This window comes from Metabacillus sp. GQ13 (assembly GCF_059758525.1).
Window position 1 is genome coordinate 235,700 of sequence record NZ_JCAXET010000006.1, and the last position, 17,018, is coordinate 252,717.

Sequence of the window (17,018 nt, forward strand, 5' to 3'; positions counted from 1 at the left end):
CGAATTTATTCAAAAATCAGTTACAGGGAAATTCAACAAGAAATGTGCTACCTTCTTTTAGTTTGCTGTCCACATAGATATTCCCTTTATGATCCTCTATTATCTTATATGTAATCATTAATCCCAAGCCATTACCTTTTTCCTTCGTTGTCAAGAATGGCTCACCAATGCGCTCCAATAAATCAGTAGGTATTCCTTCACCTTCATCTTTAACTCTTATACTAACTATGTTATTCGTTCTTTTCGTACAAACAGAAACTTTTCCTCCCTTCGGCATCGCATCTATTGCATTTTTAAAAAGATTTATAAAAACCTGTTTTAATTGATTTTGATCACAATTCACAAAAATCTCTTGATCCTCATATTTCTGCTCAATACTAACACCATTTAGATTGGCCTGGGTTTCTAAAAGCATTGCAACATCTTGAATTAACGTTATCATATTTGCTTTCTTAAATTGTGTTTCCTGAGGTTTCGCAAGCATTAATAACTCACTAAGTATCATTTCAATTCTGTTCAGTTCCGAAAAGATAATTTGAAAGTATTGCGAATGATCTTTTAAATCAGGTTGCATGATTTGTAAGAAACCCTTAATTGCAGTTAACGGATTCCGTATCTCATGAGCAATTCCTGCCGCGAGCTGTCCTGCAATTGACAATTTTTCTGATCGCAGCATCAATTCTTCTGTTTTTTTACGATCTGATATATCTCGTAATATGATTTGAACAGCTTGCTCACCAAAATAAGTGGTCGGTATACAAACCATTTCTGTATAAACTGTCTTATCTTCAGAAATTATCCATGATTGGTTGGTCACTTGCACTTCAGATTTTCCGTTAATAATACTTTCTAATGATTCCTTCATATGCGTGTGATCATTTGGGTGTAAATTCTCAAATATATTCTTTCCAAGCATTTCAGGGTAATCCCCAGCCCCAAAGAGCTTAACACCTGAATCATTCACAAAAACCCATTTATCTTTATGGATGACGGCAATTGTGTCAATTGAATTATCAATTAATCGTTGATAACGTTCCCTACTTTTTTGTAAGATTTTTTGAAAGTTTCTTCTGGAAGAAATGTCGGTTAATACAATTAACTCTGTTCTTTGACCTCTAAATGTTGTTAGATTAGCCGTTACTTCAACATTAATCGCCTTCCCGTTATGTCGTCGCCAAGTTTGCTCAATAATACCTACTTTTTCTCCATTATGTAATCTATCGGTTCTATTTTTTACAATTTCATGAAAACTATCATCAATAAATTCAATCGTATCTCTTCCTACTAACTGATCTTTGGAAGTTGCACCTAGTAAGTCTTGAAATGCCTTATTTACATAAATAATCCTGCCAAAAGATGCTATGAATAAAGGACTTGGTAAATCCTCTAATAATAAATCCCCTTCAAACTTGCCAATAGGGTTGATTGTTTCACTACTATTGTTCATGGTCGTTACATTCGATTTTATATTTGTCTCTAAAGCTCTCATTTTGAGAATAATTTCTTGACCGTTCTTTTTTACATTACTATAAATGAAATCTACTGATGCTTCAAACCAGATATATTGGCCATTCTTATTTAAAAAACGGAAGGTACAAGGATACAAATGATGCTCATTATAAAAATAACTCTCTATTAAAAATAAATCTTCACTATGAATAAATTCCTTCAGATACTTACCGATTAAGTCACTATTTAAATAACCCATTAGTTCATTTGAGTTTGAAGAAATATACTGGAAGCGACCATTAGATGATACAACTGCATATACTTCTACGTCTTGAATAACGGTTTCAATATTGGCTGCATTATGACTCATTGCTTCCCCTCCTTTATTATTATCTCTACTACTTTTACCTGACCAATTGCCGCCTCATCATGTAGTGAATACGTTTAATAATTCCACTTCAAATTACTATTTCTTTTCTATGTAGAATAATTAACATTTTCCTGTAGATTTGTTGCGAATTCAGATCACTAGTAGTTAGGATAATCGAATTCTTTAATAAGAACAACTAAATCACTGATATCACATATTTTCTTTACAATATCAAATATATTTTATGGACCCCATTATTTTCTATGATTATAAGATAGGTATACTTTCATATCAATTTATCAAAAGCATCATTCTTTGATTGTTTGTTTGCAAACTCTTTTATGTATAGGTTTAATATTCGATTTCTATTATTAAAAATCCTTTTTTTATTGCTATCATTTGGTAATAAAAGGAGAGTTTTCATTAAATAGTCTTTATTGTGAAGTTTTCTCACTATTATTAATAGTACGTGGTTACATATTAAAGTCAATATAGTAATGTAAGAAAATAAAATTAATTATATGTTATAACAAACGTAATACTTATTCCGGTTCATTTTTTGGATATTCCACATTTTTGGAGATGGTAGTGCCTATCTGTCTCTAAAGATCTTAAGATGAGCCTTATTCCGTTCATTTTTCACGTGCCTATTCAACATTAGATTACCAAAAAAAAGAAGAGGTAGTTATTCCTCTTCTTTCGTGTTTTTATCAGTTGTTATATCAGTTGTTGTAACATATTTTTTTTGAAGGTCAATATAAGCCTTAACAATACGGTCAGCTATATGTTTATTCACAGCATCACCATCATTACTTGCCCATGGCACAACAACACTAAAAGCGACCTCAGGGTTTTTAGAAGGATAATAACCAACGAAGTTTAAGTTATTCGTTTCCGTTCCCCAGTATTGACGTTTAGGTCCGTAATATAGTGTTTGTGAGGTTCCTGTTTTCCCTGCAACATCATAATGGATATATGCAGAAGCTGTCCCACTTGTTACTACCTGTCTAAAACCTTCTTGAACTCGTTCGACATCACTTGTTGTATTATTAATTTTATTTAAGACATTTGGAGATTTGTCGACTGCTATTGGGCCAAGTTCAGGCTCTTCAACAGGTGAATGAATACTTGTGACGATCCTCGGTTGAACACGAGAACCACCATTCGCAATAACAGAAACATACTGTGCCATTTGAAGTGGTGTATAGGTATCAAATTGTCCTATTGCTATGTCCAGTAGTTTACCAGGACTATCTGGTACATTTTGTAAGCCAGAGGACTCTTGCGGTAAATCAATACCTGTAGGAACACCTAAACCAAATTGCGAAAAATAATTTCGTAGTTTTTGGAAATCCCCAGTTGTTACATTTATTGGTGCATTTTTGGCATAAGTTACATCAGCAATTCTCATCGCTACATAATACATATATACGTTTGATGATTTTTTTAATGCACTTAGATCTGTCATTTGGCCCAAATTGCTATAAGAACTCTTTGGTGGTGTCCCTTTAATATAAAGAGTTGTGTCATAATAGGATTGACCATGTGGCATACCATCCTGATAACCTGCCAGAACAGTAGCTCCCTTTACTATCGATCCAGCTTCATATTGTGTAGCAAAAGATCCATATGCATAATCAAGCATTTCACCACTTCGATTGTCTGGATCAAGTTGCTTTCCAACCATGGCCAATACATCACCTTGGAATGGATCCATCATCACAACAAATGCTCGATCCATTAGATGGTGGCCGCCACTAGCTTGTCGCAATTCATCTTCTACAATTTCTTCAACCTTCATTTGTAGTTCCATATCAAACGAAAGCTTTAAGTCATAACCTCTTTGTCCTTCATCAATTACTTCTTCCGAGACAATACTACCGCTATTATCGGAGATATATTCTACCTTCGCCTTACGTGGATTCAAATAATCCTCATACTGATATTCTAGATAACTTTTTCCTACTCGTTCATTTCGAGCATAGCCTCTTGCTGTGTAATAATCCTCTCTTGATTGAAGAATTCCTTGTTCCGGTGAAGTAAGACCACCAAAAATTGTTTTTAAGGAATCGTATGGATAGGAACGATCCCAATCTGTGATAACATCTATACCTGGTAACTCTTCTAAATGCTCTGCTACCATTGAAACTTCTTTTTCAGTTAAATTTAATGACTTTACAACCTGTGGTTCATATTGATAGCCAGAAGAAAACCTTGTATAAAAATAAGCTAATGTTTGCTCATCAACATTTTCACGAATAGCTTCGACTTCCACATTTGGAACTCTGTCTACCTGAAGCTTATAGGTTTCTGAAGGTTTTAATTCTAATTCCTTTTCAGAAAGTAATTCCTTAGCCTCTTCAGGATTAGCGGCTAACCAATAGTCACGCATATCACGCTCTTTTAATTCTGCTTGAAGATATTCTGGTTCATAACTAATATACTCTGCCAACTTCTTAGCTGTGCTAATTTTATCTTCAGCTTTTGTTGTTTTATCAACAGTGTAGGTAATCGCGGGCACACTTTTATTATCCACGACAACTCTGTTGTAGCGATCATACATTTTCCCTCGTGGAGCTGGAAGACTTGCGAAGTCTGTTTCAGTCTTTGCTACTTCTTTTGAAAACTCTTCACCTTGTACAATTTGTACAACTCCTAAACGGACAATTAGTGCAACGAACAATATAAAGACAAGAAAAAAGAAAACATTTATTCGGATATACCTTGATTTTTTTAATTTACGCTGATCCGCAGCACTTGGACCTTGATCTGTCATATTAAATACCTCCCATATTACGTAATAAATCTATGTCAAAAGCTTGCCTTTTATTTTTAAACCAACCTTTATTTTACCACTAATATGAGTGAAATAAAGGTTGGTTTATAAAAAAATGTGTCTTAAGATGGAATAATCATTAAAAAACGAAGAATAGGCTTATTCAGCCTCTTCTTCGTTTTCTTCTTGCTTTTCAATTTCAGTTGATGTTACATATTTCTTTTGTAGCTCAGCATATGCTTTAACAATTTCAGAAGTAATCGTCTTGTTAATTGAAACTCTATCGTTAGTTGCCCATGGTACAACAACACTGAAGGCGATCTCTGGATTTTTAGATGGATAATAGCCAACGAAATTTAGGTTATTTGTTATTCTTCCCCAGTACTCACGTTTAGGTCCGTAATAAGCCGTTTCTGATGTCCCAGTTTTTCCCGCAACATCCAATTTAATTGTCTTACCAGTTCCAGATGTCACGACTTGTCTAAATCCATCTTGAACTCTCTCTATATCACTGGTTGTATTGTTTACTTTGTTTAATACTTTTGTCGGTTTATCAACAGATATTGGTCCTAGTTCAGCCTCCTCTATCGGTGTATGGATACTTGTGACTATCCTTGGTTGAACACGTGAACCTCCGTTAGCAATAACTGAAACATACTGTGCTAACTGAAGTGGTGTGTAGGTATCGAATTGTCCGATCGCAATATCTAAGAGCTTCCCTGCTTGGTCAGGTGGATTTAATAATCCTCCTGACTCTTGAGGTAAGTCAATCCCTGTTGGTACCCCTAAGCCAAACTGAGCAAAATAATTTCTTAATTTTTGAAAGTCCTCTGACGATACATTTAAAGGCCCATGCTCTACATAATGAACATCAGCAATCTTCATTGCAACAAAGAACATATACACGTTTGATGATAGTTTTAATGCAGATAGATCAGTCATATCGCCCAGTGGTTTATATGAACTTTTTGGTGGTGTACCTTTAAAATGTAGCGTTCGATCTCTATACCCTTTTCCATGTGGCATCCCATTTTGGTATCCGGAAAGAACAGTGGCACCTTTAACCGTTGATCCTGCTTCATATTGTGTAGAAAATGCACCATATGAATAGTCAAGTATTTCACTACGATCATCAGGATTTATTTGTTTCCCAACCATCGCTAATACATCACCTTGAGCAGGATCCATCATTACAACGAACGCCCGATCCATTAAATGATGAGCACCACTTGCTTTTCGTAGTTCTTCTTCTACAATTTTATCAACTTTCATTTGAAGCTCCATATCAAATGATAGCTTTAAATCATAACCTCGTTGACCTTCATCAACCATTTCTTCAGAAACAATGTTTCCACTTTTATCAGAGACATATTTCACTTTCGCTTTTCTTGGATTTAAGTAATCTTCATATTGGTATTCAAGATAGCTTTTCCCAACACGTTCGTTACGAGAATAGCCTCTAGCAAGATAATAGTCCTCTCTATCTTGGAGAATCCCTTGCTCAGGTGATGTCAGTCCACCAAATATCGTTCTAAGTGATTCATAAGGATAGGCTCTACCCCAATCTGTAATCACGTCTATTCCTGGTAGTTCTTCTAAATTCTCAGCAACGATTGATACTTCTTCTTCTGTTAAATTGGACGACAGTTCATCCCCATTTACGTTTGTTGATTTAACAACCTGTGGTTCATATTGATAGCCAGATGAGAATTGTTTATACATATATGCTAATTCTAACTCTTTTACGTTTTTAACAATAGCTGTTACTTCTCTTGTAGGAACACGTTTCACCTGTAAGTTATATGTTTCAGCTGATGTTAATTTTAATTCAGTTTTGTTGAGTAGTTTCTTTGCCTCATCTGGGTTTGCAGCAAGCCAATAATCACGGATATCGCGCTCCTTTACTTCCTCTTCTAAAAATTCTAATTCATACGTTACATATTCAGATAGTTTACTTGCAGTTTCGAGTTTTTCCTTTGGGGTTGTTGTTTTGTCAACCGTATAGGTAATCGCTGGAACGCTAACATTGTCGACAACGACACGATTATATCGATCATACATTTTCCCTCGCGGAGCTGGAAGACGGGCATAATCTGATTCAGTTTTGGATACCTCTTTTGAAAACTCCTCTCCTTTAACAATTTGCACAATACCTAAACGAACGATTAGTGCAACGAATAATATAAAAACTATAAAAAAGAAAATATTAATTCGGATGTATCTAGACTTCTTTAATTTACGATGAACAGTTACAATTGTTCCTTCTGGCATTTTTCTCCCCCTTATTTCTACCGATATGATTATTTGACAATAAAAAAAGACAATATAAAGTCCATATTGTCTAGACGTTTTTAACTATGTAATTGTTTCAAATTATTCCTTATTTTTCAATATATTTCTATAAAAAACGACTATATCAGCACATTGAATTCCATTTTCTGAAATCACATCTTCCTATCACCCTATGACTAAGAAAATAAACTTTATTGATAGAGTCGATACGAAATCAACATTTTTGATATCGTGCAGAGTGGGATCTGCATCTAGTAGAAAGTCATAAGGCGTGGGATTTGGTCATTAATTTCCTATTAAGACTTCCATAACTTAACTATTGCTTGCGTTCCACTGTTTTCTTCACCTATCTCAGCAAGCTGTTCATACAATTGGTAAGCTAGCTTTAATCCAGGTGTGTTAATGTCCATCGAATTGGATTCTTCTATGGCAATTCCCATATCCTTAATGAAATGTTTGACAAAGAAACCTGGTTCATAATCCTCTGCTAACATTCTAGGCGCTAGATTACTAAGTGACCAACTTCCTGCAGCTCCAGTTGATATACTTTTTAATACAGTTGCTGGATCTAGCCCAGACTTTTCAGCATAAGCGATCGCTTCGCATACACCGATCATGCCTGATGCTATCGCAATTTGATTACACATTTTCGTGTTTTGCCCAGCACCTGCCGCACCTTGATAAACGATATTTTTGCCCATCGCTTCAAATAGTGGTAAGCAATAGTCAAAAGCCTGCTTGTCTCCTCCAACCATAATTGCTAGCCTAGCCTCTTTAGCACCAATATCTCCACCCGAAACAGGTGCATCAAGCACATATATTTGTTTCGTACTTGCTTGCTCATAAATTTTTTTAGCTAATGCTGGTTGCGATGTAGTCATATCAATGACATGTGTGCCTGAATTTGCAGCTTCGATGATTCCCTGTTCACCTAGGTAAACCTCTTCAACATCTTTTGGATACCCGATCATCGTTATAATAATTTCACTTTGTTTAGCAAGCTCCTTTACAGATCCCTTCCAGCTCGCTCCTAGTGATATCACTTCTTCTGCTTTTTCCTTTGTTCTTGAATACACATTTAATCGATAACCTGCATGAAGTAAGTGTTTTGCCATACTGTTTCCCATTACACCTAGACCGATAAATCCAACCGTTTTTTTCAATAGGACTTCCTCCTTTTTATTACAACTACTTTAGTTATATTGACTTAACCATACCACCGTCAACTAAAAACGTTTGTCCTGTCATATAGCTATTCGTATCTGATAACAAAAAACAGACATAATTAGCAAATTCATCTGGCTCGCCATAACGTCCCAATGGTATCACTTTCTTCATTCTTTCTTCTATTTCTACCCTAGTAATACCTTGTTTTTCTGCTGCATTCGAATCTAGAAAAGCCACTCTGTCTGTAGCAATTCGACCAGGAGCAACCGTGTTTATTAGAATATTATATGAAGCAAACTCGCTAGCCAATGTTTTCGTTAAGCCCACAATTCCTGTTCGAAATGTATTGGATAATATTAGTCCTGGGATTGGTTCCTTTACAGATGAAGAAGCAATGTTAACAATTTTCCCACCTGCTTGTTTCATTGAGGGTAGGACTTCTCTCATAACCCGAATATAGCTTAGCAGATTCAATTCAAATGCATGCTGCCAATCTTCATCAGACATTTCTTCAAAAGTGCCTGCAGGAGGTCCCCCTGCATTATTAACGAGTAAATCAATTGAACCAAATTCTCTAATCGTAGTTGATACAAGATTCTCAATTTCACTTTTTTCTTTAATATCACAATGTTTACATTCAACTTTTCCTTTACTAGTAAGTTCGAGCTCTTTTTTTACCTTTAGTAATTTTTCTTGATCACGACTAGATATCATCACATTTGCACCTTGTGTGGAGAGTTGCTTTGCAATTGCCTTTCCTAACCCTTGGCTTGAGGCGATTACAAGAACATTTTTCCCTTGTAAACCTAAGTTCATGTCATCACTCCTTTTCATAAAGATATGTTTATTTTACTATGTTTAGCTAACTAAACAAACAGTGTAATCCAGGATTTGGTTATACCTATCATCCGATTAGTTACCTATATTGTCCTAGTTAAGCGAAATATTGTCCAATATATATCTATGTATATTCTGCCATTATTTGTACCCTCAATCTATAAATTCATCGAGGAAAGTAGTTTATTGCACCTGATGTAGTTCCTAGGTTTAAAAAGTCTCTTAGTCTTTGATTTGTAATTGTTGAGTTTATAAGCAAATAGCAGTCCTCAAGTGCGAATATAGCCTGCATCTTTTGACTTATAATTGTAGTTTGAATATCTCCATTTCCCCTCAAATGTAACCATTGGTACACTTTTAAAATTAGCACATATAACTCCTTCAATAAATCTCGATTAATCTATTATATTGGTTAAGGATATCTATTTTAAGTGGGGAATGTTTAATCATCATTTTCTTACTATGAAACAGATGTTGTTTTGCACTTAATAAATTCTTAGCGTAAATTTGATTAAATTTTGTTACTACATGAGGTATTTTCGCACTATGAATAACTTTTTAGTAAATGAATTCATTTTCTGGGGTTGTTTCAAGGGTTGCTCGAGGTATACTGATTACTACTATTGTTTTAACAGGTATGTTGGCATACTTTGATTTTTTCTGCCCTTCCTAAACTGATTACCCTGGCTTTCTACCTGCAATATTGGATCCAGCCGTAAATAGTGAGTTCCATCAAAAAGCCTCCTTTTACATAAATAAAACACTTTTTACCTTAAAATTTCACTATATTATCTTTTCCGAATTATTTATTGTCCATTTCTCCAATTCGATTTTATATCAACTAAAAACACAATGATATTGACCGTTCTGCAAAAATGACAATGGGGTGTTAATGCGGAGAACAAAAAAGACAGGCACAGAGCCTGTCTTTTTTCAAACCAATTATCAAGCGATATGAAATGTCTCTTTTACAAATGCAACAACCTCTTCAGTAGTGCTCATAGCTAAGACTTTTTCCTTAACGCTTTGTGCTTCTTCTTTAGATAATTGCTTAATTTGTGTTCGTGCAGGTAGGATAGATGTTGCACTCATTGAAAACTCATCTAGACCTAGACCTAGTAATAACGGAATCGCGATCGGATCGCCGGCCATTTCGCCACACATTCCTGCCCACTTGCCTTCTTTATGAGCAGCGTCGATTACCATTGATACAAGGCGCAAAATAGCTGGATTGTACGGTTGATACAGGTAAGATACGCGCTCGTTCATGCGATCTGCTGCCATTGTGTATTGAATTAAATCATTCGTTCCAATGCTGAAAAAGTCTACTTCTTTTGCAAATGTATCCGCCATAACTGCTGTAGAAGGTATTTCAACCATTATCCCTATTTCAATAGAGTCAGACACTTGGACAGCATTTGCGACAAGCTTTTCTTTTTCTTCTAAGAGGATTGCTTTAGCTTCTCTAAATTCAGAAACAGTAGCAATCATCGGGAACATAATTTTCAAATTACCGTGGCTACTTGCACGTAATAATGCACGTAATTGTGTACGGAAAATATCTTGTTCTTCTAGACATAAACGGATTGCTCTAAATCCTAAGAACGGGTTCATTTCCTTCGGTAAATTTAAGTATGGAAGTTCTTTATCTCCACCAATATCAAGAGTGCGGACAACAACTGGTTTGCCTTCCATTCTTTCTAGAACAGTTTTATAAGCGTCGAATTGTTCTTCCTCTGTTGGGAGTTGATCTCTACCCATGTAAAGGAATTCAGTCCGATATAAACCAACCGCTTCTCCACCGTTTTCTAATACACCTTTTACATCTTCAGGTGTACCGATATTAGCAGCAAGCTCAACATGTTTACCTTCTTTTGTAACTGTTGGCTCGTCCACTAACTTAGCCCATTCTGCTTTTTGGACTTCAAATTTAGCTTTTTTCTCTTCGTATTGTGCGATCACTTCTGCAGTTGGATCTATGATTACATCACCATCAAGTCCGTCAACAATAACCATTACACCATTTTCAATCATAGATGTAGCCTGTTTTGTTCCTACTACAGCTGGAATTTCCATTGATCTAGCCATTATTGCTGAATGAGAAGTCCGTCCACCAATATCTGTTGTAAAGCCTTGTACATATTGGCGATTAAGCTGTGCTGTATCAGAAGGAGTTAAATCCTCTGAAATAATAACAACTTCTTCTGAAATTAAGCTAGGATTAGGTATTTGAACACCTAATAAATGGGCAATTACCCGTTTTGTGACATCACGGATATCTGCTGCACGTTCTTTCATGTATTCATTATCCATTGTTTCAAACATATTAACGAACATGTCAGCTGTTTCCTTCATAGCATACTCTGCATTGATGCCCTCTTTATTTACCTTATCAATAACTGGGTTTAGTAGTTCTGGATCACTTAACACTAATAAATGTGCTGCAAAAATTTCAGCTTTATCAGCGCCTAACTCACGGTTCGCATGGTCTTTGATTTTTTCAAGCTCAGCCTTAGACTGGGTAATCGCTTGTTCAAATCGTTGCTTTTCAGCCTCTTTATCTGCTACGTTTTTCTTTTCAATCGTAAGTTCAGGTTCTTCTAAACGGTATGCTTTAGCAATTGCTATACCAGCTGAAGCTCCAATCCCTTTTAGGTTATTACTCATTATTCGCCAAGCCCCTCATTTTTCAATGTTTCTTCAATACCTGCAACAGCTTCGTCTGCATCTGAACCGGTAGCTGTAATTTTAATTTGTGATCCTTGAGGAATTCCTAAAGACATAACACCCATGATAGATTTAAGATTAACTGTTTTACCACTATATTCTAAGTTAACATCAGCATCATACTTGCTTGCTGCTTGTACTAAAACTGTTGCTGGACGTGCATGTATTCCTGTTTCTGCTGTTATTGTAAATGTTTTTTCTGCCATTTTCATCATTCTCCTTTAAAATCATTCATTTTTCTACAAGCTTCTATTTTATCAGCCACACAAAACAAAAGACAAGTGTGGCTATTTATAAAATTTATATTTTACTTTAATTTCGTTGCAGTAAATAGTGCTATATCAATATTAATCTTCAAAGGTAATAATATTTTCATCCTTAGCAACTACGTTACCTTTAACTTGAATTTTCACTGTTTGCCCCTCTTTAAGGTTAGTGAATACAATAGGTGTCATAATTGTCGGTGCATTTTTCTTCACATAGTCAAGATCAACTTCAAGTAATTTTTGACCTTGTTCAACAATGTCGCCTTCTTGAACAAAGGTTTCAAAACCTTCACCTTTTAAATTAACTGTATCAATTCCGAAGTGAATTAAGATTTCTTTCCCACCATCAGATTGAAGTCCAATTGCATGTTTTGTAGGGAATACATTTAGGATCTTACCATTAACTGGTGCAACTACAGTTCCATTTGTTGGTAAGATGGCAAAACCATCACCCATCATTTTCCCAGAAAATACTTGGTCTGGCACCTCAGTAATTTCTTTTAACTCACCAGTAAGAGGTGATACAAACGTTTCATCTACAACTTCATTTTTCAAGCCATCTGCTACCACATCTTCAACTTGTTCTTGTACTTCTTGAGTTTGAGAGTGTGTTTTTGTTGCTTTCGGTTTCTTACCAGCTATGACATCTTGAATTTGTGTCTTCAAGTTATCTGATTTAGGTCCAAAAATGGCTTGAATGTTGTTACCAACTTCCAAAACTCCTGAAGCACCTAATTTTTTCAAACGATTTTTATCAACTTCCTTTGCATCATTTACTGTTACACGTAAACGAGTAATACATGCATCCAGATGTTTGATATTTTCTTTACCACCAAGTGATTCGAGAATTTGTCCAGGTAGCTCACCTGCTGTAGTTGGTCTCGATTGACCTTCGTCAGCCGTATCCACATCTGCTTCTTCTCGACCGGGTGTTGCAAGGTTCCATTTACGAATAGCGAAACGGAAACCAAAGTAATAAATGACTGCAAGAACTAAACCTACTGGAATGACTAACCACCAGTTCGTTTGTGAGTTTAATACTCCAAATAATAAGAAGTCAATCAATCCACCAGAAAAGGTCATCCCGATTTTTACGTCTAATAGATGCATTGTCATAAAGGACAATCCTGCAAAAAATGCGTGAATCCCGAATAAGACAGGTGCAACAAATAAGAATGAAAATTCAAGAGGTTCTGTAATACCCGTTAAGAATGATGTTAATGCCGCAGAACCCATCAAACCTGCTACAATCTTCTTATTTTCCGGTTTTGCTTCATGATAAATAGCTAACGCTGCTGCCGGTAAACCAAACATCATGAAAGGGAATTTACCGGTCATAAATGTTCCTGCTGTTAAATCTTGTACACCGTCTTTAATTTGATTAAAGAAGATGGTTTGATCACCACGAACAGTTGCTCCTGCTTCGTTCACATATGATCCAAATTCAAACCAGAATGGTGAATAGAAGATATGATGTAAACCAAATGGAATCAATGAACGCTCAATTACACCAAAGATAAAAGCTGCTAGCGTTCTATTTGCATCCAACAGGTTTGTTGAAAATGCATTCAAACCAGTTTGAATTGGGGGCCAAACAAAATACATTAGAATTCCCAACAATACTGCAGATCCTGCAGTAGCAATTGGAACAAATCGCTTTCCAGCGAAGAAACCAAGGTACTGTGGCAACTCAATAGTAAAGAACTTATTGTACATATAAGATGCTAAAACCCCTACAATTATCCCTCCAAAGACCCCTGTCTGTAAGGTGGGAATTCCTAAAACACTACCATATGCAGCACTATTGTCTGCTAAAAATTGTGTTATTTCGACAGAATCAGTAGGTATAACTCCTAAACCTTTTAATATACTGCTCATCGTGATATTCATAATTAAATATCCGATTAACGCAGCAATACCAGCAACTCCATCACCGTTAGCTAGCCCTATCGCGACACCTACTGCAAATAGAACAGGAAGGTTTGAGAAGACAATATTACCAGCATTCTCCATAACACTCGCGATCAATGCTACCCAATCACTTGTTAAAAATGGAGCAAGGTTTGTAAGAGTTTCATTTTGTAAAGCGTTACCTAAAGCTAACAAAAGCCCAGCCGCAGGTAATAAAGCTACCGGCAACATGAGAGCACGTCCTATTTTTTGAAGAACGCCGAAAGCATTTTTAAACATTTGACTTACCTCCATACATATTATTTTGCAACGAGCAATAAAGTATGATGAATCACTCATAATCGTCATCCTTTAACCGCTTGCATGTGCGCAAAAATTCGTCTAAAACAAACAAAAAAGGCATGGTGAACAAAGATATATTTGCTAATAGGTATAGTTCCCCAAAATAGCAAATAAAAACATCCTTTGTTCACTCATGCCTGATCAAATCAGTAACACGTGAAACGTATGGTCACTCTTATTTATTTGTAAGTCGATATAAGTGCATCGTTAAATAGACAGATTCTGCTTCATAAACAGTTTTTTTCAATGCTTGTTGCATAACTTTAATCATTTTCCAAGAAGTATTGTAGCATAATGGATATTCCTTTTTCAACAAAAAAGCTAATTTTTCTGGTTCAGATACAGATTCACCAGAATTCACTCGGTCGATTGTATAACGGAGATGGCGAATTAACCTTAAATAATTTACACTTTCGCGATCTACATTAACTTTCAAAGAATCTTCGATGACTTCTGTCAATTGGCTAATAAGCTGGGAATGTTGATTCACTTCTGAAAGTGGTTTATTCGTAATAGAACTATGGATGTGTAAAGCAATAAATCCTATTTCACCTTCAGGCAAATGAACCTTTAATCTCTTATTTAATCTATCAATGACTTCTGTTGCAAGCTGAAATTCAAAAGGATAAAGCGATTTTGTTTCAAGTAAAAATGGGTTTTTAAGATCCATCCCTTGTTGCAAACGCTTTAATGCGAATGTGATATGGTCTGTTAATGCAATATGGATATGTTCATTTAACGGCTGTTCGACTCGCTCTGCAATATAACGAATCACATCTTGGACAACGTCGAGCATTTCTTCATCAATATAAGAAAGCAGTTTTTTATATTGTTCCTGCTCTTTTTGATTCGTCAAAACAAACATTTTCTCATAGTTGTTTTCTTCAATAACATCGCCTTGCTTCATTCCAAATCCAATACCCTTACCAATTAATACAACTTCACCATATGATTCATGCCGAGCAATTAAAACATTATTATTTAATGATCTTATTATTTCAAAGGACTCCTTCACGAAATCCACAGCTCCTTTATATTCAAGGATCTTTTATCACTACTGATATAAACGATTATACCAACAGAAAAGAAGCCCTATAAGCTAATGAATAAGTTGTTAAAGCATCTAGTATTAAAGTGAAAAACAGACTTATTCGATCTTATCTATATTACAAGAGTTAGTTAGAAACGTCAATAAATTTGTCGGATTTTGTAGAAATTATTAAGAAGGAGAAACAATTATTTTTTCTATCTGTCATGTTAATAAATTTGTAGGGAAAGATATCTTAAGAGGTGATTATGATGAAAAAGATTTTTGTTGCCGTTCTTTCTTTTATCTTTATTAGTTTATTTGTTAACATACAAAGTACAGTTGCTGCAGAAAGAACCATAAAGGTATTAGATATTGAGACAAGTACAATCTTTAAGGAAATTGAGACTAGCGAAGAAATTGATAAAGAGGTAGCGAATGCCATACGTGCAATAAAAAGAGTAACTGTACAAGCTAATCCGATTCCAGATCAGGGCTATCTAATAAAAATTCCGTTGACAAAGTCTCTAAAGATTAAAAATAAATGGTTTGAAGAAATCGTAAGTGAGGTGCTGATTATATATAACCCAACAACAAAGAACCTTGGCAAGGTAATATTTTACACTGATGAAAATACGCCTATGTTTTTTGATATTGAATATAATTTCACACCTATTTTAGAAAAATTAAATCTAAAAAAATAATGTTGTGAACACTACTATCCATTTAGATTATCGCTTTGCTGGTTTCGGGCATTAATGTTAATAAGCATACTTTTCGTAAAGAACTATTCTTCGTGCCTTTTGCTTTTAGCTTGCACAGAAGATGGGACATATTTTCAGGTAACATCTTTAGATTGAAAATTGTCTTACCCTTTTATTAATTGTTTACTGAATCATACTTTCCTTTGTGCTATAATATATTTAATAATGACCGTGGATGTTGCACCATCCACAGCCAGCAGTCACAAAATGGATCTCTTTATAGAGGCCTTTTCCAAGATGGATTTTTCGTTAAATAAGGTTTTTAGACCAATTATTATGGTCTATTTTTTTTGTGAAAAAGCTAATATCGCCATGATTAAAGACGCAAAACTAAACATTACAATTAAGCTTTCATAAATAGTCAACTAGCATCACCCCCTTTCAAAAGGGGCTTGGCAGGATCCTTTGGACTGCACACTTATTGTAACATAAAATTTATTGAATTTGGAACATATGTTCGTTTTTAGTTAATTCATCCTATAAATCCCTTTTTTCTCTTTGATTCATAATTAGATTTCTGCGACAACATTATCTGATTTTTTGACCTTGTTCATCGTGTTATAGGCAATTTTCACTTTTGCAAGAGTACCTTTTAATAGCTCTTCATCATGAGACTGTGATGACAAATACAGAACAGAAAAATCACATAATGCTCTAGCAAGTAATTCGACTGTTTTTTCTTGTTCGGTTTGATGCTTGTCATTTTGGTCACGAACAGTTAATCGAATGATATCTTCTGAAATTTTTTTAATAGCTCCTACTTTTTCCTTTTCAGTCATCTCCATTCATCCCTCCAATAAAGTATTCAATCCTATTATTCATCATACGTTTTCAAACAAGAAAATATGGCATTTGATCAAAAAATGTTCGTTTATTTGACCCAAATTCATATATTAATCTATTATTCTATTAATATTTTCATTTAAACTAGCGTAGCTATTAAATAATCAGATGAAAGATTTAATCAAGAGATTATCATCTATTCTAGTAATAAATTTACATTACTATAATTGAAAGCTGTTATCACAATCGTTATTTTAGTTGTCTTTTCAAAAACATTTAAAGTGATTATTAACAACAATCTTTTAGA

12 protein-coding genes are annotated in these 17,018 nt (G+C 35.0%); 1 reads left to right on the plus strand and 11 read right to left on the minus strand.

Annotated elements, in window-relative coordinates; genetic code table 11:
- Nucleotides 1–16 precede the first annotated feature (16 nt).
- The 9 genes from AC6CHR_RS09715 to glcT all read right to left on the minus strand — a co-directional run bounded on the left by AC6CHR_RS09715 (nt 17) and on the right by glcT (nt 15,152).
- A complete protein-coding gene (locus AC6CHR_RS09715) occupies nt 17–1,819 on the minus strand; it encodes a PAS domain S-box protein (protein WP_498248446.1) in 1,803 nt (600 codons plus the stop codon).
- A gap of 685 nt (nt 1,820–2,504) precedes the next feature.
- Nucleotides 2,505–4,595, minus strand: a complete 2,091-nt coding sequence (locus tag AC6CHR_RS09720; protein WP_498248447.1) for a peptidoglycan D,D-transpeptidase FtsI family protein — start codon at nt 4,593–4,595, stop codon at nt 2,505–2,507.
- A gap of 159 nt (nt 4,596–4,754) precedes the next feature.
- Nucleotides 4,755–6,866 carry a peptidoglycan D,D-transpeptidase FtsI family protein gene (locus AC6CHR_RS09725; protein WP_498248448.1) on the minus strand — a complete coding sequence of 704 codons (2,112 nt, stop codon included), beginning with the start codon at nt 6,864–6,866 and terminating at the stop codon, nt 4,755–4,757.
- Between the two features lie 317 nt (nt 6,867–7,183).
- Complete coding sequence (locus tag AC6CHR_RS09730) at nt 7,184–8,050, minus strand: NAD(P)-dependent oxidoreductase (RefSeq protein WP_498248449.1); 867 nt, start codon at nt 8,048–8,050, stop codon at nt 7,184–7,186.
- Between the two features lie 34 nt (nt 8,051–8,084).
- Nucleotides 8,085–8,870, minus strand: coding sequence for an SDR family oxidoreductase (locus AC6CHR_RS09735; RefSeq protein WP_498248450.1), 786 nt, complete (start codon nt 8,868–8,870; stop codon nt 8,085–8,087).
- 966 nt (nt 8,871–9,836) lie between these two features.
- A complete protein-coding gene (ptsP, locus tag AC6CHR_RS09740; RefSeq protein WP_498248451.1) occupies nt 9,837–11,558 on the minus strand; it encodes a phosphoenolpyruvate--protein phosphotransferase in 1,722 nt (573 codons plus the stop codon).
- A complete protein-coding gene (locus tag AC6CHR_RS09745) occupies nt 11,558–11,824 on the minus strand; it encodes a phosphocarrier protein HPr (protein ID WP_498248452.1) in 267 nt (88 codons plus the stop codon). Before AC6CHR_RS09745 ends, ptsP begins: the two co-directional genes overlap by 1 nt.
- A 141-nt stretch (nt 11,825–11,965) precedes the next feature.
- Nucleotides 11,966–14,074, minus strand: coding sequence for a glucose-specific PTS transporter subunit IIBC (ptsG, locus tag AC6CHR_RS09750; protein ID WP_498248453.1), 2,109 nt, complete (start codon nt 14,072–14,074; stop codon nt 11,966–11,968).
- Nucleotides 14,075–14,312: 238 nt separating this feature from the next.
- The gene (gene glcT, locus AC6CHR_RS09755) at nt 14,313–15,152 is read right to left on the minus strand and encodes a glucose PTS transporter transcription antiterminator GlcT (protein ID WP_498248454.1); all 840 of its coding nucleotides are present in this window, start codon (nt 15,150–15,152) and stop codon (nt 14,313–14,315) included.
- Nucleotides 15,153–15,436: 284 nt separating this feature from the next.
- Between glcT and AC6CHR_RS09760 the strand changes: the two genes are divergently transcribed.
- Nucleotides 15,437–15,868 carry a hypothetical protein gene (locus tag AC6CHR_RS09760; protein WP_498248456.1) on the plus strand — a complete coding sequence of 144 codons (432 nt, stop codon included), beginning with the start codon at nt 15,437–15,439 and terminating at the stop codon, nt 15,866–15,868.
- A gap of 341 nt (nt 15,869–16,209) precedes the next feature.
- Here the strand turns inward: AC6CHR_RS09760 and AC6CHR_RS09765 are convergent, their stop codons facing one another.
- Nucleotides 16,210–16,293, minus strand: coding sequence for a putative holin-like toxin (locus tag AC6CHR_RS09765; protein WP_498248537.1), 84 nt, complete (start codon nt 16,291–16,293; stop codon nt 16,210–16,212).
- Between the two features lie 144 nt (nt 16,294–16,437).
- Nucleotides 16,438–16,713: a hypothetical protein gene (locus AC6CHR_RS09770; protein ID WP_498248457.1), complete on the minus strand. Its 276-nt coding sequence runs from the start codon at nt 16,711–16,713 to the stop codon at nt 16,438–16,440.
- Nucleotides 16,714–17,018: the final 305 nt, after the last annotated feature.

What these genes read in the sequence shown, in the direction of transcription:
- AC6CHR_RS09715 (WP_498248446.1), bottom strand. Translation starts at nt 1,819, where the DNA reads ATGAGTCATAATGCAGCCAATATTGAAACCGTTATTCAAGACGTAGAA.
- AC6CHR_RS09720 (WP_498248447.1), bottom strand. Translation starts at nt 4,595, where the DNA reads ATGACAGATCAAGGTCCAAGTGCTGCGGATCAGCGTAAATTAAAAAAA.
- AC6CHR_RS09725 (WP_498248448.1), bottom strand. Translation starts at nt 6,866, where the DNA reads ATGCCAGAAGGAACAATTGTAACTGTTCATCGTAAATTAAAGAAGTCT.
- AC6CHR_RS09735 (WP_498248450.1), bottom strand. Translation starts at nt 8,870, where the DNA reads ATGAACTTAGGTTTACAAGGGAAAAATGTTCTTGTAATCGCCTCAAGC.
- ptsP (WP_498248451.1), bottom strand. Translation starts at nt 11,558, where the DNA reads ATGAGTAATAACCTAAAAGGGATTGGAGCTTCAGCTGGTATAGCAATT.
- AC6CHR_RS09745 (WP_498248452.1), bottom strand. Translation starts at nt 11,824, where the DNA reads ATGGCAGAAAAAACATTTACAATAACAGCAGAAACAGGAATACATGCA.
- ptsG (WP_498248453.1), bottom strand. Translation starts at nt 14,074, where the DNA reads ATGTTTAAAAATGCTTTCGGCGTTCTTCAAAAAATAGGACGTGCTCTC.
- AC6CHR_RS09760 (WP_498248456.1), top strand. Translation starts at nt 15,437, where the DNA reads ATGAAAAAGATTTTTGTTGCCGTTCTTTCTTTTATCTTTATTAGTTTA.
- AC6CHR_RS09770 (WP_498248457.1), bottom strand. Translation starts at nt 16,713, where the DNA reads ATGGAGATGACTGAAAAGGAAAAAGTAGGAGCTATTAAAAAAATTTCA.